Annotated in this window: 17 protein-coding genes and 1 tRNA gene; 3 read left to right on the top strand and 15 right to left on the bottom strand. The window is 62.0% G+C overall.

Features of this window, described 5'->3' with window-relative positions:
• Nucleotides 1-127: 127 nt before the first annotated feature.
• The 11 genes from AC6GQJ_RS16535 to iolC all read right to left on the bottom strand — a co-directional run bounded on the left by AC6GQJ_RS16535 (nucleotide 128) and on the right by iolC (nucleotide 10,644).
• Nucleotides 128-823: a L,D-transpeptidase gene (locus AC6GQJ_RS16535; protein ID WP_500770236.1), complete on the bottom strand. Its 696-nt coding sequence runs from the start codon at nucleotides 821-823 to the stop codon at nucleotides 128-130.
• A 51-nt stretch (nucleotides 824-874) separates the two neighbouring features.
• A complete protein-coding gene (locus AC6GQJ_RS16530; protein WP_500770234.1) occupies nucleotides 875-1,321 on the bottom strand; it encodes a hypothetical protein in 447 nt (148 codons plus the stop codon).
• 300 nt (nucleotides 1,322-1,621) lie between these two features.
• On the bottom strand, nucleotides 1,622-3,508 hold the full coding sequence (locus AC6GQJ_RS16525; protein WP_500770232.1) for an acyl-CoA synthetase: 1,887 nt from the start codon (nucleotides 3,506-3,508) through the stop codon (nucleotides 1,622-1,624).
• 203 nt (nucleotides 3,509-3,711) lie between these two features.
• Nucleotides 3,712-4,140 (bottom strand): peptidoglycan-binding protein LysM, encoded by a 429-nt coding sequence (gene lysM / locus AC6GQJ_RS16520; RefSeq protein WP_500773964.1) that lies wholly within the window; start codon nucleotides 4,138-4,140, stop codon nucleotides 3,712-3,714.
• Between the two features lie 71 nt (nucleotides 4,141-4,211).
• A complete protein-coding gene (locus AC6GQJ_RS16515) occupies nucleotides 4,212-6,023 on the bottom strand; it encodes an ABC transporter transmembrane domain-containing protein (protein WP_500770230.1) in 1,812 nt (603 codons plus the stop codon).
• 123 nt (nucleotides 6,024-6,146) lie between these two features.
• Nucleotides 6,147-6,220: transfer RNA gene (locus AC6GQJ_RS16510), tRNA-Gly, on the bottom strand.
• A 124-nt stretch (nucleotides 6,221-6,344) separates the two neighbouring features.
• Nucleotides 6,345-7,370, bottom strand: a complete 1,026-nt coding sequence (locus tag AC6GQJ_RS16505; protein ID WP_500770228.1) for an extracellular solute-binding protein — start codon at nucleotides 7,368-7,370, stop codon at nucleotides 6,345-6,347.
• 100 nt (nucleotides 7,371-7,470) lie between these two features.
• Nucleotides 7,471-7,848 carry a VOC family protein gene (locus tag AC6GQJ_RS16500; RefSeq protein WP_500770226.1) on the bottom strand — a complete coding sequence of 126 codons (378 nt, stop codon included), beginning with the start codon at nucleotides 7,846-7,848 and terminating at the stop codon, nucleotides 7,471-7,473.
• Between the two features lie 25 nt (nucleotides 7,849-7,873).
• Nucleotides 7,874-8,701 (bottom strand): class II fructose-bisphosphate aldolase, encoded by an 828-nt coding sequence (locus tag AC6GQJ_RS16495; protein WP_500770224.1) that lies wholly within the window; start codon nucleotides 8,699-8,701, stop codon nucleotides 7,874-7,876.
• A gap of 77 nt (nucleotides 8,702-8,778) precedes the next feature.
• On the bottom strand, nucleotides 8,779-9,633 hold the full coding sequence (locus AC6GQJ_RS16490; RefSeq protein WP_500770222.1) for a 5-deoxy-glucuronate isomerase: 855 nt from the start codon (nucleotides 9,631-9,633) through the stop codon (nucleotides 8,779-8,781).
• A 30-nt stretch (nucleotides 9,634-9,663) separates the two neighbouring features.
• Nucleotides 9,664-10,644, bottom strand: coding sequence for a 5-dehydro-2-deoxygluconokinase (gene iolC / locus AC6GQJ_RS16485; protein WP_500773962.1), 981 nt, complete (start codon nucleotides 10,642-10,644; stop codon nucleotides 9,664-9,666).
• Nucleotides 10,645-10,854: 210 nt separating this feature from the next.
• On the opposite strand from iolC, the gene AC6GQJ_RS16480 reads away from it, so the two are divergent.
• The 3 genes from AC6GQJ_RS16480 to AC6GQJ_RS16470 are packed head-to-tail and all read left to right on the top strand — an operon-like array spanning nucleotide 10,855 to nucleotide 14,071.
• Entirely contained in the window at nucleotides 10,855-11,958 is a 1,104-nt protein-coding gene (locus AC6GQJ_RS16480; protein WP_500770220.1) for a Gfo/Idh/MocA family protein, read from the top strand.
• Nucleotides 11,959-11,981: 23 nt separating this feature from the next.
• Entirely contained in the window at nucleotides 11,982-12,869 is an 888-nt protein-coding gene (locus AC6GQJ_RS16475; protein WP_500770218.1) for a TIM barrel protein, read from the top strand.
• Nucleotides 12,870-12,916: 47 nt separating this feature from the next.
• Complete coding sequence (locus tag AC6GQJ_RS16470) at nucleotides 12,917-14,071, top strand: Gfo/Idh/MocA family protein (protein ID WP_500770216.1); 1,155 nt, start codon at nucleotides 12,917-12,919, stop codon at nucleotides 14,069-14,071.
• 44 nt (nucleotides 14,072-14,115) lie between these two features.
• Here AC6GQJ_RS16470 and AC6GQJ_RS16465 read toward each other — a convergent pair whose 3' ends face one another.
• The 4 genes from AC6GQJ_RS16465 to AC6GQJ_RS16450 all read right to left on the bottom strand — a co-directional run bounded on the left by AC6GQJ_RS16465 (nucleotide 14,116) and on the right by AC6GQJ_RS16450 (nucleotide 17,486).
• A complete protein-coding gene (locus tag AC6GQJ_RS16465) occupies nucleotides 14,116-14,325 on the bottom strand; it encodes a hypothetical protein (RefSeq protein ID WP_500770214.1) in 210 nt (69 codons plus the stop codon).
• A 39-nt stretch (nucleotides 14,326-14,364) separates the two neighbouring features.
• The gene (locus AC6GQJ_RS16460) at nucleotides 14,365-15,414 is read right to left on the bottom strand and encodes a betaine/proline/choline family ABC transporter ATP-binding protein (protein ID WP_500770212.1); all 1,050 of its coding nucleotides are present in this window, start codon (nucleotides 15,412-15,414) and stop codon (nucleotides 14,365-14,367) included.
• A complete protein-coding gene (locus AC6GQJ_RS16455; RefSeq protein WP_500770210.1) occupies nucleotides 15,411-16,445 on the bottom strand; it encodes an ABC transporter permease in 1,035 nt (344 codons plus the stop codon). Before AC6GQJ_RS16455 ends, AC6GQJ_RS16460 begins: the two co-directional genes overlap by 4 nt.
• Nucleotides 16,446-16,520: 75 nt before the next feature.
• Complete coding sequence (locus tag AC6GQJ_RS16450; protein WP_500770208.1) at nucleotides 16,521-17,486, bottom strand: glycine betaine ABC transporter substrate-binding protein; 966 nt, start codon at nucleotides 17,484-17,486, stop codon at nucleotides 16,521-16,523.
• Nucleotides 17,487-17,523: the final 37 nt, after the last annotated feature.

Genomic DNA, 17,523 nt, shown 5'->3' with positions numbered 1-17,523 from the left:
GAGAACTCTGTTTCAGATGCCATGGCCCCAGCATCACCGCTGCCGCGCCCGCCGACAATCCCCTAGATGCGCAACACGTCGCCTTAAGATAAGCGGGACAGGTGCGCGCACCTGCCCCCCGCCCCTGCTAGTACAGCGGCCCAACGCCATGCGGCTTCATGGACGGCAGAACAATCACCGACGCGCCATGGATCGCCCGTTTGTGCAGGTGGATCACATCCTGATTAAGCATCCGGATACAGCCTGACGACACGGCCTTGCCCAGTTCGCGCGGCGCAGCATCCCCATGCACCCGATACAGCGTGTCGACGCCATTCTGGAACAGATACAGCGCCCGCGCGCCCATCGGATTGCCCGGACCGGGGTCCATCCCTCCGTTTGCGACCGAATAGGGTTCCAGTTCCGGCTTCCTTTTGATTGTGTCCTCCGGCACGTTCCAGCGCGGCCATGCGCGACGAAACTGAAGCCGCGCAGCCCCCTCCCACGCAAATCCCGCAGCGCCAACGCTGACACCGTATCGCGTCGCCCGCGCCTCGGATTCGACGAAATGCAGCATCGCATCGTCGGGGTCGATCACGATGGTGCCGCGCTTGTGGTGCGGCCACAGGTTCGCGACCTCCTGCCGCCACAGATGCGGCGCAACGGTCCCTTCCGGCACAGCAGGAACCGGATAGGGTTCGTCGGTGACCGCTTGGTAAAAGTCCGGCAGCGGCGGATAGGCCGGTGCCGTCGCCGCAGGCGTCGGGGTCTCTGGTACGGGCCGCGCGCAGGCGGCAAGCAATGCTGCGCCACCGGCAGCGACAAAACTACGTCTGTTCAACATGTGAATGATCTTTCAGTCCTGATGGAAATGGCGCAACGCGCCGGCTTTCAATCAGTCAGACCGGGGCGGCGAAGTCGGCGGCGCGGGCCCGTCGCGCACTGTGACATCAAGATGCTCCGCGGCCCAAGGCTCGGCGCCCGACGGCAGTACAAGCGCATCCGCACCGGACGGGCACAGCGCCTGCGCACCGCACGACCCCTGTTGCAGCACCGCGATCCGTTTGGATTTCAACGGGGCGGCAAACTGTGTCTCGTTAATGCCCGTGGCTAGGGCCAAGGGGGCGTCGTCCAAAACATAATCACGGCCATCCCTGCCGCCCGTCGCGGCCGAGGCCGCAGCAAGGTTGCACAAGGGCAGGATGCTGACCAGCAAAAGCACGGTCAAAAATGTCTTCAGGCTCTGCATCATGCCGAGGTACGCGCGATGGGTGCCGGTTTCAAGACGCTCGGACTGGTCGGTGCGCCAGACAGGCGGCCCTCGGCCCAAACTCTCCGCCATAGCCCCTGCCGCGCGTTCACCTTTCCTTAACAAACCCCACCGCACGCTGCGTTCATCATGGTGTTTCTCGCGAAAGCGCACATTTCGGTGTACAGGCTGTGCACGCGTTGTGTACCGCCCGTCCCCTAGTGTTTTATGGCCTTAACCCTTTGAGCCGCGCACCGGCACAAACCGCACCACCGAACGTTGCGCGCCCCTGCCCCCGCCCCGCACATCATCCGCCAAGCGGACACAAAAAAGGCGCAGCAGGGATGCCCCAAACCGCGCCTATTTTTCAATGCTTCAGTCGGATCGCTCCGTTCAGTCTGCGGGGGCTTGTTCCCACGGGCGCACGAAGTCGCCCAGCACGGTCTGCACCGATTTCTCCGACGTGCTTTGCATGTCCACCTGCGCCACAAGACCGCGTTTCTTGTCGTCCAGCACAGACACCACGCGCGCATCCAGACCCGCTTTTTCCAGCGCCGCGTTATAGACCCGCGTGATCGCTTCGCGGCGCAGATCGGGTTTGAACACCTTGCCCACGGCCGTCTTGGGCAACTCGTCCATGATTGTCATGTGTTTGGGCATCGCGGCGCGTTCATGCACGTGCTTTTTGCAATACTCCATCAACGCATCCGGCGTGACCGAGGCCCCCGCCACCAGTTCGACATAAGCGCATGGCATTTCGCCTGCGTGAATGTCGGGCTGGCCAATGGCACCGGCAAAGGCGACGGCCTCGTGGCCCAGCAACGCCTCTTCGATCTCGGCAGGGTCGATGTTGTGACCGCCGCGAATAATCAGGTCTTTGGCACGGCCCGTAATCCACAGGTAATCATCGCTGTCCCTGCGGCCCAGATCGCCCGTGCGCAGCCATTTCCCCTGATAGAACAGGTCCTTGTTCTTGTCCGCCTCGGTATAGGTGTGGCCCGCGTAAACGCCCGGATTGCTTACACAAATCTCGCCGACCTCGTCCACGCCCGCCTCGACCGGACCATCGCTTGTGTCCTTGTAGATGCGCACGCGCGTATAGGGGAACGTGACCCCGACCGAGCCGATTTTCTTTTCACCGTCAATCGGGTTGATCGACACAAGGCAGGTCGCTTCGGTCATGCCATAGCCTTCGACCAGCGTGACGCCGGTGGATTTCTCGAACCGTTTGAACAGTTCCTGCGGCAGCGGGGCCGAGCCCGAGAATGCCGTCTTGATCGAACTTACATCTGCATCAATCGGGCGCTGCATCTTGGCCGAAATCGCGGTGGGTACGGTGATCACAAAGGTGACTTTCCACCGCTCCACCAGCTTCCAGAAGTTGTCGAACACGCCATCGCCGCGATAGCCCTGCGGCGTCGGCAGGATCACATGCGCGCCCGAGGCAATCGCCCCCATCAGGATCGGGTGGCAGGCAAAGACGTGGAACAATGGCAGCGGGCACATGATCACGTCTTTTTCCGAATACAGCAGACGCTGGCCGCACCAGCCGTTGTAGATCAGGCCGGAATATTTGTGCTGTGCCACTTTGGGCATGCCGGTCGTGCCGCCGGTGTGGAAATAGCACGCAACGCGGTCTTCCTGCACATCCTCGAATTGCAGCGTGGTGGGGTACTTCGCCACCTCGGCGTTGAACGCCTTGTAGGTGACCCCCGCAGGCTTGTCGAACTTGGGCCGGATCAGCGGAATGATAAAGGATTTGAGGCCCGACACATGGGTCAGCAGATCGACCTCAAGCACGGTTTTCACATTGGGGGCCAGCGCCACGGCCTTGGCGGTTTTCTCGGCCACATCTGTTTTGGGAAAGGCGCGCAAGGTGACAACGACCTTGGCGTTCGTCTCGCGCAGGATCGCGCCGATCTGTTCGGGATCAAGCAGCGGATTGATCGGGTTCACGATCCCTGCCACGGCCCCGCCCAACAGGGTCACAACCGTTTCGGTCGCGTTGGGCAGTACATAGGCGACCACATCTTTCGGCCCGATGCCGAGATCGCGGAACATGTTGGCGCACTGCGTCGTGCGGTCCTTGAGGGTGGACCATGTCAGCGTTTCGGCCTTGGACTTCGGGTCCGAGAATATCTGGTAGCTGACCGCATTATGATCGGGAAACTTTTTGGTCGTATCGCTCAGCATGCCATAAAGCGTCGTGGCAACGTCGCGGTCTTCCCACGGCATTTCGTTCTCGATAGCGTCGCGATCCGCGATCCCTGCAAATGTCATTGGTTGTCCTCCCTGACGCGCCTTTTGGTGGAGTGCGGCGCTTTGTCCCTATTGGCCACGATGCGGCGCTTGGGCCGATTATTCAAGCAACGCCAGCGTGTCCAGAGCGGTGGGACGCCGCGTCAATTCGCGTGACCTAGGGTCACAAAAAAGCGGCGCGCCGGTTGGGCACGCCGCCGTATTCATCTGGTAGGCGGGATGCCTCAGGCTTGCGGGATACGCAACACCTGACCAGGATAGATTTTGTCGGGATGGGTCAGCATCGGCTTGTTCGCCTCGAAGATTTCTTCGTAGCGCGCGCCATTGCCCAGTGTTGCCGCCGAAATCGCCCACAGCGTGTCGCCCTTTTCCACAGTGTGGAAAACCGGATCGGTCTCGCTTGGCACTTCGTCTTCAACGGCTGCAACGCCGGTAACGTTACCCACGGCAAGGATGACTTTTTCCTTCATCTCTTGGCTGACGGCCTGACCGGACACTTTGACCTTGTCGCCTTCGACCGTGATGTCGAGGCCCGAGGAATCCAGACCCAGTTGGTCGATCTCGTCCTGCAGGGCACCGCCGTCCAGTTCGGGTTCGTCCCCGCCTCCGAACAGATCCTTGCCCTTGTCCTTAACAAAGCTCCACAATCCCATATCCAACCCTTTCATAAATTGCATGGTTCGACAGAATTTGAACCACGTGCGCGGTCAAAATCATAGGGGAATTATTCCGCCGCGATCCCATCGGTGAATTGCAGCCGTGCCAGACGCGCATAAAGCCCGCCTTGCTCCACCAGCTTGTCATGCGGGCCGATATCGACCACGCGGCCCTGATCCAGAACGATGATCCGGTCGGCCTTTTTGACCGTGGCCAGACGGTGCGCAACGATCAAAGTGGTGCGCCCTTCGGACAGGCTGTCCACCGCTTCCTGCACGGCGCGTTCGCTTTCGGCGTCAAGCGCACTGGTCGCTTCGTCCAGCAGCAGCACAGGCGCGTCGCGAAGGATGGCACGCGCAATGGCGATACGCTGTTTCTGCCCGCCCGACAGCATCACACCACGCTCACCCAAGGGGCTGTCATAGCCTTCGGGCAGGCCCATGATAAAGTCATGCGCGGCAGCGGCCTTGGCGGCGGCCTCAATCTCGGCCTGCGAGGCATCTGGGCGGCCAAAGGCAATGTTTTCAGCGGCCGACGCGGCAAAGATCATCGGGTCTTGCGGCACAAGGGCAATGTGGCGGCGGAAGGCCTCGCGGCTCAGGGTGGCAAGGTCGACACCATCAATGCGCACCGTGCCTTCCTGCGGATCGTAAAAGCGCAACAGCATCTGGATCACGGTTGTCTTGCCGGCCCCCGACGGGCCGACAAACGCCACTGTTTCCCCCGGCGCGATGGTAAAGTTCACCCCGTCCAGCGCGTTGATCGCAGGGCGCGCCGGATAGGCAAAGCGTACATCCTCGAACGTGATTTCGCCGCGCACGGGTTCGGGCAATGCCGCGGGTGTGGCACTGTCCTGCACCGCATCCACTGTGCTGAGCAGTTCGACCAGTCGTTCGGTCGCGCCCGCAGCGCGCTGCAACTCGCCAAAAATCTCGGACAGGGCGGCGACCGCCCCTGCCACCATCACCGCATAGATCACGAACTGGATCAGCGCACCGGGTGACATCAGGCCTGCGCGCACGTCGTTGGCCCCGATCCACAGCACCCCGACCACGCCGGAAAACACCAGAAAGATTACGATCACGGTCATCAAGGCCCGCACCGTGATCCGGCGCTGCGCTGCGCCATAGCTGCGCTCGGTCACTTCCGAGAACATCAAACGGCTCGCGGCCTCGTGGGTGAATGCCTGCACCGTCTGCACCGCGCTCAGCTGTTCCGAGGCGCTGCCAGACGACGCGGCGATCCAGTCTTGGTTTTCACGGCTGAGGTCACGCACCCGCCGCCCCAGCACAAGGATCGGCACAATCACCGCCGGCACAATCAGCAACACCAGCCCCGTCAGCTTGGCCGAGGTCAGCAGCATCAGCACCAGCCCGCCCGCAAAAATCAGCACATTACGCAACGCGATGGACACGGACGACCCGATCACACTGAGGATAAGGGTGGTGTCTGTGGTGATCCGGCTTAGCACCTCGCCGGTCATAATGCTTTCATAGAAGCCGGGGGACATGCCGATCACGCGGTCAAAAACCGCCTTGCGGATGTCCGCAACCACCCGTTCGCCCAAGCGCGTCACCAGCGCATAGCGTAGCCCCGTGCCGACGGCCAACAGACCTGCAATACCGATCGCAGCAAGGAAATAGACATCCAGAAGCGTCGAATCCTCGGTCCCGAAATTGTCGATCACGCGACGTACGGCCAAAGGCAGCGTCAGCGAGATCACCGCCGTCAGGACCAGCGCGAAAGCCGCCGCCGAGGCAAGCCGCCAATAGGGTGTCACAAAGGGGAACAATGCGCGCAGCGCGCCGATGCGCTTGGACTTCTCGCGCTCTTCCGAACTTGAAGGCGGTGCCACGGGTGCGGTCTTGGTATCGGTCATGCGGCCTCCGGTCGTCCTGTTGGCCCGCACATGGCCGCAACGGGGTATCAAGGTCAAGTGTGCAGGATACCGCACCCCCGCATGGCGCGACCTAATGGTGTGATATGACGGGAGGGGAGAGACTGGAGCGGGCGGCGGGAATCGAACCCGCGTCATTAGCTTGGAAGGCTAAGGTCTTACCACTACACAACGCCCGCGCAGTGGCCGCTGCATAATCCAGTCCAGAGGCAGGGTCAAGAATGGCACCGCCCGATTGGTATGTAAAAAAGCCCGCGCGATGTCGCACGGGCTTTCCGGTAATCTCAGATCAGGTTGGGGGGATTATTCCCAGCCCACCTCGTTAAAGATTTTCTGGGCCGTTGGCACGTTTTTGGCAACCGCGCTCAGGTCCACATCATCGGGTTTGAACAGGCCCAGTTTCGCAACCGACTCGCTCAGCCCGACACCGGGAACGGCGGGGGATTCGTCGTTACCCGCCGAGAAGTACTGCTGCGCCTGATCGCTGGCGAGGTACTCAAGGAAGGCAATCGCGTTCTCGCGGTTCGGAGCGTTCACCGCCACGCCGCCACCGGACAGGTTCATGTGCGCGCCTTCGGCGTTCTGCGACGGGAAGACCCAGCCGATATTCTCACGCGCGTCGGCAGGCAGGCCATCCACTTCGGTGCGCAGGGCACGGGCGAAGTAATAGGTGTTCGAGATCGAGATGGCGCATTCACCGGACACAAGGCCGCGCAGCTGGTCGGTGTCCCCACCTTGGGGCTTGCGGGCAAAGTTGTTCACGACGCCTTGCGCCCATTCACGCGCGCCCTCTTCGCCCGCATGTTCGATCACGGACGCCAGCAGGGTTTGCGAATAGGCGTTAGTGGACGAACGGTGGCAGACCATGCCTTCATAGGCGGGATCGGCCAGATCGGCATAGGACTGGGGCGGGTTCTCGACGCTGTTCTTGTCATAGAAGATGATCCGCGCGCGCTGGCTAAAGCCAAACCACTGGTTGTCGCTGTCCTGCAGATAGGCAGGGATGCGCGCCTCAAGCACGTCGCTTTCGATGCTTTGCAGCACGCCGGCCTCTTTGGCGCGTTCCAGACGCGAGGTGTCGACCGTCAGCAGGATGTCGGCGGGCGAGTTCGCGCCCTCGGCCTGCATGCGCGCGATCAGTTCGTCGGCATTGCCTTCGATCCGGTTCACTGTGATGCCGGTCAACTCGGTAAAGTCGGAATACAGACGCTCGTCCGTGTCATAGTGGCGCGAGGAATACAGGTTCACATCACCTTCGGCGGCGGCAGCGATCGGGCCAAGTGTGACGGCAGCAACCGTGGCACTCAGAATGAAAGATTTGCGTGTCATAGTGACTCCGTGTCAATTGTTTACGGAAACACTCAGATACTATCTGAAAGCGGAACGCAAGTAATCTTAGTGAAAGAGTCGGAATAGACGCGCAATGGCGTCATTCGTCCTTGAAATCTACGTGGATATGGTTGCCGTCCGGATCCCAGATGTTGAAGGCTGTGATGCCCAAATTGTCGATCCGCGAGGTTTTGTGGGTTACGTTATGGTTGGCCAGACGCGCCTCGAACCCTGCGCGATCCGTGGCGCTTAGCGCGAAATGTTCCAACTTCAGCGCCGCTTCTGATCCCACCCCCGCCGCGCCGGTGATGCCGATCAGATGGATAATCGCCTGATCCCCCGCATACAGCCACGCGCCCGCAAACGGGAAGTCAGGCCGCGCACCGGGATGCAGGGCAAGAACATCGCCATACCACGCGATCATGGTTTCAAGCTGCGTCGTGCGCAGGTTCACGTGGTCCAGCCGATTGATATGCACGCTGTTCTCCTTCGCTTTCGCGCCCCTAGGGCCACATGCTGCGCAACACGGCGCGGGCGGCGGTCATCACGGGGTCATGGGTGTCTTTCAGAATGTCGGTTCGGTCAAAGCGCGCCGCGTCGGCATCGACCGACGCCCGCAGCGCCGCTCCAAAGGCCTGTCGCAACTCGGTCCCGATGTTGAACTTGCAGATATGGGTGGTGCCAGCCAGCCGTTGACGCTGTGCCACCGGAACGCCCGACCCACCGTGGATCACCAGCGGCACATCGGTCAGCGCCTGAATGGCGGCGATGCGCCCCTCATCCAGCCCACCAGAAGGGCCAGTTTGCAGATGCACATTCCCGACCGAGATCGCCATCGCATCCACCCCTGTGTCGCGGGCAAAGATTGCCGCCTCTTGCGGGTCCGTCCCAGCCGAGGCCGCCCCGTCCGCATACCCGACAAAGCCGATTTCCCCCTCGCAAGACGCGCCCGCCGCATGAGCCATTTCCGCAATGGCGGCGGTCTGGTCGATGTTTTCCCGCAGCGACAGGCGCGAACCGTCGAACATCACCGAAGTGAACCCCGCATCCAGCGCTTCGCGGCAATCCTGCACGGTGTACCCATGATCCAGATGCGCCACGACCGGCACCGATGCCTCTGCCGCGAGGTGCCGGAACATCGCCCCCAGAACCGGCAGGGGCGTGTGCGCGCGACAGGCCGGCCCCGCCTGCAAGATCACCGCGCAATCCTCAGCCTCGGCGGCGGCCACATAGGCGCGCATATCCTCCCACCCCAGACACACCAGCCCGGCCACGGCATAGCCTTGCGACTGGGCGGGTTTCAAAACATCGGCAAGCGTAACAAGCGGCATATCTGTCCAACCAAGGGCGGCCCACGACCGAAGATAAAATCGCCCCCCCGCCCGCGTGGGTCAGTCAGGGGTCTGCATCATTTGAACTTTGCAATCATGTCCTTGATGCCCGGGATCGTTTCGATCTGATCCGCGTGCGAAGGCTGGAAGTACTGCACAAGACTGCGCTGGCTCAGCCCGCCGAGGATAGTGAAATAATACATCTCGTATCCCGGAAGAACCGCGCAGGGATGGTAGCCCGCGTCCAGACACACAGTCGATCCGTCCACAATGTGATAGGCATCGCCTGACTTGCCTTCCTCGCGTTGCAGCATTTGCACGCCCGATCCGTGGTTGGGCCGGAAGCGGAAATTATAGGTCTCGTCGTGGCGGGTTTCGATGATCGTATCGCCGTCGCGCCGGTCGGTGTCATGCTTGTGGCTGGGAAAACCTGACCAGCCGCCCTGCCCCACGGTGAACAGTTCCGACACCAGCAAGCGCCCAACCTTGTCGTGGTATTTGGTGCCGAGGATATGCTTGATCTTGCGGTGGGTCTTTGTCTCGTCCGAGCCGTATTGCACAAGGTCCAGCGCGTCCGCGCGCACCTCGAACGCATCAAGCACCTTGTCATAGCGCGCACCTGCCACGAACACCTCGGCGCTGTCCGAGGTACACACCATCTGCGCCTTGGCGGCGGTGGGGACGTACACGCCCTCCGGTTCTCCGTCCCAGACATCGACACCGCGCCCGCCGATACCGTCGGCCTTGAACCCTTCGACGTCGATATCGACCGTGCCAGTGGCGGGCACGATGCAGGTCTCGTAGCCCGGTGTCGCGTATTCGAATGCCTGCCCCTTCTTCAGCTTCACGATGTTGAAATAGGTGAGCGGCACCGTGGCATCGTCCACATCCACAATCGGTTTGTTCTGGTTGTCATAGGGCGCGATATGCATCGGGTGTTCCTTTGATTGGGGACTGTGGTTTTATGGCGTGGACGGGCCGGCATGATCTTGCAGGAACGCCTTGAGCTCGGACGGGGTCGGCAATGCAGGCGCGCAGCCGGGGCGTGACACCGTGATCGCCGCGCAGGCAGAGCCGCGCAGCACCGCCTCTTTCAGCGCCATGCCTTCCGCGATGCCGGTCAGCAATCCGGCCATGAACGCATCCCCTGCCCCGACGGGTTTGACGGCGGTAACGGGATAGATGCCCGTGGTGAATTCGTCGCCATCCGCATAGGTGACCGCGCCATCGCCGCCCATTTTATAGATGACAATATCGGCCAAGCTGGCCGCCAGTGCCCGCGCCTTGTCCTGCCCCTTGTCCATGTCACCGGCCATGAACCCGAACTCTTCATCATTGCCGACAATCATGTGCGCATCTTCGGCGGCGCGGCTCAGCACGTCGGCAGCTTCCTGAGCGGAGGGCCACGAATAGGGGCGGTAATCCACGTCGAAAATGATCGGTACGCCTGCGGCTTTGGCCCGCTCGAACGCGGCAAAGGCCGCACTGCGCGAAGGTTCTGCGGCAAAAACCGTGCCTGCGGTGATCAATGCGCCATAGCGGGAAAAATCCACCGCCTCGACATCGTCCACCGTCATCTGGAAATCCGCCGCGCCATTGCGGTAGATCACGTTGCGGTGCCCCTCAAGCACGCTTTCGTAGAACGCCAGCGAGTTGCGGTATTCCCCGCCCACGGGGCGCACATAGGACGTATCGACGCCGTAGTGGCGCAGACGCGCGGTGCAATAACTGCCCGCCGCATCGTCCGAGACCGAGGTGACAAGCGCCGCCTGCCCGCCCAGCTTGCAAATGCCCGCGCCGATGTTCGCCGCCGACCCGCCCAGATCCACGCTGACCCGTTCGGCATCCTCGGCACGCACGCCCGCATCGGTGAAAAAGTCGATGCCCGCACGGCCCACAATCACGAAATTGTTGGCCTTTATCCCTGTTATCAGCGCCGTCACATCCGCACCTGTCCGGACCTCGGGAAAACTGTCATCGCGGGTGCCTCCTCGGGGTCGGTGCTGCGCGGGAACGCGCAAGACCAGTTGGGGAAAACGCGGCACCGGCACGGCGCCGTGTTGCCCGTGCCGCGATTCCGCGTTGACCGAATGTATCCCAACGACGATACCAACCTTGGGACCAGTTTCAACACGTATCCAAGGAAACAGCATATGGCAGAGATCGGGATCGGGATCGTCGGCGGCGGGTACATGGGCAAGGCGCATGCCGTGGCCTTTGGTGCCGTGGGTGCCGTGTTCGACACCGCCCTACGCCCCCGTCTGGAAATGGTCTGCGCCAGCAGCCCCGCCTCGGCCGAGAAGTACCGCGCTGCCTATGGCTTTGCCTCTGCCACGGATGACTGGCGCACATTGGTCGAAAATCCGCGCGTCGATGCGGTGGTCATCGCCGCCCCGCAGGAAACGCATCGCGACATCGCGCTGGCCGCCTTCGCCCTTGGCAAGCCCGTGCTGTGCGAAAAGCCGCTGGGGGCCTCACCGGACGAATCCCGCGAGATGGTCGCCGCCGCCCGCGCCTCGGGCGTGGCGAACATGGTCGGCTTTAATTACATCCGTACCCCCGCCACACAGTTCGCCCGCAAACTACTGGCCGAAGGGCGCATTGGTCAGGTGACCTCGTTCCGTGGCGAGATGACCGAGGATTTCCTTGCCGATCCGGACCTGCCCGCGAACTGGCGCACCAGCGGGGATGCCAATGGCTGCATGGGCGATCTGGCCCCGCACCCGATCAACTGCGCGCAGACACTGCTTGGCCCGATCGAGTCGGTCTTTGCACTGGTTGAAACCATCCACAAGGATCGCGGCGGCGTGGCCGTGACCAACGACGATCAGGCGCAACTGACCGTGCGCTTTGCTAGCGGCGTGCACGGGTCGATCTTTACCAGCCGCGTCGCGACGGGGCGCAAGATGGGCTATGCCTATGACATCTATGGCACCAAGGGCGCGATCCGGTTCGACGGTGAAGATCAAAACGCCCTGTGGCTTTATACCGCCGAAGGGCCAGAGGCCGAGCGCGGCTTTCGCAAGATCCTGACCGGCCCTGCCCATCCCGATTTCCTGCCCTTCTGTCAGGGGCCGGGCCATGGCACCGGATATCAGGACCAGATCATTATCGAGGCCAAGGATTTCCTGCACGCCATCGCCAGCGGCGACCCCGTCTGGCCCACATTCGAAGAAGGGCTCGCGGTCAATCAGGTTGTCGCGGCCAGCCTCGCGTCCTCGCGCAAGGGCGCGTGGATGAACGTGGCGGATTTCTAGAACCCGAAGGGGGGGAACATCACATGATCAAAATCGGTAACGCCCCGTGTTCGTGGGGGGTGGAATTTGCGGACGATCCGCGCAATCCGCACTGGCGCACCGTGCTGGCCGAAAACGCCGCCGCAGGCTACTCCGGCATCGAACTTGGCCCTGTGGGCTACATGCCCGAAGACCCTGCCGAGCTTGGCGATGCGCTGGCCGAATTCGGGCAGGAACTGGTGGGCGGGGTGATCTTTCGCGCCTTTCACGACCCCGAAAAATGGGATGACGTGATGGATGCCAGCGTGCGCACCTGCAAGGCGCTGAAGGCCCATGGTGCGCAGCATCTGGTGTTGATCGACAGCATCTCGGAACGTCGCGCCCCCACCGCAGGCCGCGCGACCGAGGCCGAACAGATGGACAGCGCCGAATGGGCCGCGTTCCGCGACCGCATCGCAACCATCGCGCGCATGGGGGCCGAGGAATACGGCCTGACCGTCGGCATCCACGCCCATGCCGCAGGGTTCATGGATTTCGAACCCGAGCTTGAGCGCCTGCTGGACGAGGTCGACGACCGCATCCTGAACATCTGCTTTGACACGGGCCACCATTCCTATGCCGGTTTCGACCCCGTCGCCTTTATGAAGCGCCATATCGGGCGCATCAGCTATATGCATTTCAAGGACATCGACCCGCAGGTGAAGGCCAAGGTGATCGCCAACCGCACCGGTTTTTACGAGGCCTGCGGCGACGGTATTTTCTGCAATCTGGGCGATGGCGACGTCGATTTCCCAGCTGTGCGGCAGGTACTGCTGGACGCCGGTTTCACCGGATGGTGCACGGTGGAACAGGATTGCGATCCGGCGGGCGACACGTCCCCAATTGACGATGCGCGCGCCAACCGCGCCTACCTGCAATCAATCGGGTTTTGAACAACGGGCGCACGAAAGGTCGCCAGTCAACAACAGAAGGGTTCACTATGGCAAAGCTGCAATGGGGCATGATCGGGGGCGGAGAAGGCAGCCAGATCGGACCGGCCCACCGCTTGGGCGCGGGGCTGGACGGGCTGTTCGAATTCAGCGCAGGCGCGCTGGATCACCGTGCCGAGGCGGGGCGCGACTATGGACGGCGTCTGGGTCTGGGCGATCGCGCCTATGGCGACTGGCAAGAGATGCTGGAAGGCGAACAGAAGCGCGACGACCGCATTGATCTGGTCACCGTTGCCACCCCCAACGCCACCCATTTCGAGATCACCAAAGCGTTCCTCGAAGGCGGGTTTCATGTGCTGTGCGAAAAGCCGATGACCATGACCGTCGAGGAGGGCGAAGAGATCGTCAAAATCGCGGAAAAGACCGGCAATATCTGCGCGGTCAACTACGGCTATTCAGGCTATTCACTGGTGCGCCATATGCGAGCGATGGTGCAGCGCGGCGATCTGGGCAAGGTGCGCCTCGTGGTCGCCGAATTCGCCCATGGCCATCACGCCGATGCGGCGGATGCGGACAACCCGCGGGTGCGCTGGCGCTATGACCCCGCGCAGGCGGGTGTGTCGGCCCAGTTCGCCGATTGCGGCATTCACGCGATGCACATGGCGTCCTTTGTCACCGGCCAAGAGGTGGTGAAACTGTCCGCCGACACGGTGTCCTGCATTGATGTGCGCGCGCTTGAAGACGACGCGATGGTCAACTTCCGCATGGATGGCGGCGCTGTGGGGCGGCTGTGGACCAGTTCCGTGGCCATTGGTCGACAGCACGGGCTTGGCCTTCAGGTCTTTGGCGAAAAGGGCGGGCTGCGCTGGACGCAGGAACAGCCCAACCAGCTGTATTACATGCCGCTGGGCGAGCGTTTGCAGGTGATCGAACGGGGCGAGGCGAACCTGTCGCCCGAGGCCGACCGCACCAGCCGCGTCACCATTGGCCATGCCGAAGGGATGCCGCTGGCCTTTGCCAACATCTATGCCGATCTGGCCGAGGCGATCCGTGCCCGCAAGGAAGGGCGCGAGATGGACGCGGCGGCGAACCTCTACCCCCGTGCCGAGGACGGATTGCGATCAATGGCGGCAGTGGTTGCTGTGGCACAATCGGGCAAGCAGGACGGCGCTTGGCTGGATGCCCGCCCGCCGATGTTCCGCTAGGCCACTACACAAAACGGGGGCCGCGACCTGATCGGTCGCGCACCCTACCCTTTCGGCTTGTCGTCGTATTTGGTCCAATCGATCTGGCGGAAATGCCAGAACGCCACCGCGCCCAGCCCCCAGAACACCATGCCCCAGCCCGTCGCGCCACGCGCCATTTCGATCCCGCCCCAGACCGCGCAGGTCGCAAGGGTCAGATAGCGCCGCCACGGCTTGGCAAAGAACGGGTGGTCGAGTTTCAGAAAATCACGCATGTCGGACCTTTCGAAAGAGGAATTCAGGGGTAACGCCGCCTAGGCCGCGCCCTGCCCCGAGACACGCGGCACCAGCGCGCGCACCAGTTCTTTCATATCCAACTGCCCGACCGGCCCGCCGTTTTCGATCACGCGATAAGTAAGGTTGGTATCCCCCTGCGACAGCGCAATCATGTCTTCGAGGTTGCTGTTGGCCTCCACATCGCCCGCAAAATCGCCGGACCCCAGCGGCTGCATCACCGACCGAACGCGCAGCACGCGGGCGCGGTTAATGTCGCTCACGAAATCTTCGATGTAGGGGTCGGCAGGGTTCAACAGGATGCCTTGCGGCTCGCCCTGCTGGACCACAGCACCATCCTTGAGGATCACCAGATGGTCGGCCAGCTTCAACGCTTCGTCCAGATCGTGGGTGATAAAGACGATGGTTTTCTGCAACTCTTTCTGCAACTCCAGCAGCAGGTTCTGCATGTCGGTGCGGATCAGCGGATCAAGGGCCGAGAACGCCTCGTCCATCAGCATGATGTCGGTATTCGCGGTCAGCGCACGCGCGATGCCCACGCGCTGCTGCATGCCGCCCGACAGTTGCGCGGGATAGCGTTGTTCGAACCCGTCCAGTCCCACACGGGCGAGCCATTTGCGCGCCTCGCTGTCCTGAAGGGCGGCGTCCTCACCCTGCACGGCCAGCGGCAGCTGCGCGTTCTGCAGAACTGTCTTGTGCGGCAGCAGCGCGAATTTCTGGAACACCATCGACATATGCTTTTGACGCATCTTGCGCAGCGCGGCGGCGTCCAGCGACATGACGTCGATGCCATCCACCAGAATATCCCCCGCCGACGGGTCGATCAGCCGGTTGAGGTGCCGGATCAGCGTGGATTTGCCCGAACCGGACAGCCCCATGATGACCGTAATCTCGCCCGCCTGCATGTCGACATTGATGTCGCGCAGGCCCAGCACATGGCGGTGTTCGTCGAGCAGCGTGGCCTTGTCCATTCCCGCCTGCACCAGCGGCACCTTGGCCTTGTCGTCCGGGCCGAAGATCTTGAACAGGCCACGGATCGAGACCTTGGGGCGTGTGTCTTTCTGGCTCATTTGCTTGGCCCCCGTGTATCGACGCGGTTCAACGCGGCCTTGGACACGCGATCCAGCACCACGGCCAGCAGCACAATGCCCAGCCCCGCGACAATGCCGACCCCGAGGTCAAGCGCACGAATACCGCGCAGCACCAGCACCCCAAGGCCCGGCGCCGAGACAAGCGAGGCGATGACCACCATCGCAAGGCTCATCATGATGGTCTGGTTCACACCGGCCATGATGTTGGGCAACGCCAGCGGCAGTTGCACGCGGGTCAGCTTTTGCCATGGCGTCAGGCCAAAGGCATCCGCCGCCTCGATCACGTCCTCATCCACCAGACGGATGCCCAGATCGGTCAGACGGATCACCGGCACGATGGCGTAAAGGATGATCGCAATCCCGTACAGCTTTGATTCTGTGACAGAAAACAGGAAAATCAGCGGGATCAGGTAAACGAAGGTCGGCAGTGTCTGGAGCAGGTCCAGCACCGGCACGATACCGCGCTGTGCGGTATCCGATTTCGACATCCCGATACCGATGGGCACCCCGAACAGCACCGATATGCCGGTACAGACAAAGACGATGGCCAGCGTCTGCATCGCGACCTCGTAGTGGTCGATGAAGGCAAAGAACAACAGCACACAGACGACGAACCCCGTAACCGCACGCGACCGGCTGACCGCCCAAGCCAGCAGGATCAGGATCGGCATCATCACCCACCACGGGGCGGATTCGAACACGAACAGTGCCCCGTCCAGCATCCACGACAGCGGCTGCGTGATCGGGTCCAGCACAAATTTCATCTCGGACCGGATGGCGAGAAACCCGTTCTCGAGCCCTTCGGTCAAATCACGGGTCTGGCCGATCTTGGCGCAAGCCTCGTGCAGTTCATCCAGCGACGGAAAAGGGAGACCCGGTGTCTCGACCTCGCCCGTGCCGCCTTGGGCCTGTGCCATCAGTTGCGCCATGGACAAGGGCGCATCCGCTTTGTCCGCGTCGCACCAGTCCCGCATGCCTAATGTATCAAAAAGTCCGTCATAGCGCGCCATGGGTTTGTCCCTGCCTTCTTATTCATTGGTCCGGCGCTACACGCATGCGCAGCGCCGGACGGTGTTAATGACTGCTTATTGCAGCAGGCCCGACAGCTTTTCGCGGGCTTCGTCGTTCAGCCACGCACTCCACGTGTCTTTGTACGTGGTCAGGAAGTACACAGCTGCCTCTTCATAGGACGCTTGGTTGTTTTCCTGCCACGCCAGCACTTCGCCCATTTGCGCGTTGGTGAAGGTCAGGTTCTTCATCAGCGCGGCGGCGTCAGGCTCACGCTCGACAAAGGACGATGTGGCCGCGGTTACGACGTTGGAGACAGGGTAGGACGACAGGCCAGGTGTGGCGCAGTCTTCCAGACCGTTGCAGGTGTGGATGTCCGCGTCATAGGCGGGCAGTTCGACCTGAACCATCGGGTATTTGCCCAAGACGGATGTGGGTGCCCAGTAGTAGCCGAACCATGGCTCTTTGGATTCGGCAGCTGCCGCGATGGCTGTCGCCAATGTCTCGCCGGAACCGTGCTGGAAACGCTCAACGCCAGCTTCGGCCAGACCGGAGGCTTTGAAGTTGTTGGAGTTGGTGATGTCACAACCCCAGCCCGACGGACAGTCATGGAAGCGACCGCCGACCAGTTCGGGGTTCGCCTTGATGCCTTCCAGCGTGGTCAGTTCAGGATGTTCTTCGGCCAGATAGGCAGGGATCCACCATGCCTCGACACCGCCATCGGACAGCACCTTGGACAGTTCGACCAGTTTGCCCGCGTCGCGCAGTTCTTCGTACACTTCGGTGTAGCTGGTCCACAGTTCGGTCAGGATGTCCGGCTCTCCGGTTTCCGCAACCGATGCCATCGCAGGCACGGTGGTTGTTGGCACGGTGGTCACGGTGCAGCCATAGCCCTGCTCAAGCAGGAACTTGGAGACATAGGTGACAACGGCGCTGCTGGCCCAGTCCATTTCCGTGATCGAGACTTCGCCGCACTCGGCCGCAGCCATGGAGGCTGCGCTGGTCGTCATCGCCAGCGTGGCCGCAAAAGCAAGCTTTTTCATGTGATTTTCCCCTGTTTTTCTAACGTTTTGATGTGTG

The sequence above is a fragment of the Tateyamaria sp. 7Alg 36 genome (assembly GCF_059882455.1).
Note: the sequence above shows the minus strand (reverse complement) of the source record. Positions and strands in the feature narration are given on the sequence as shown.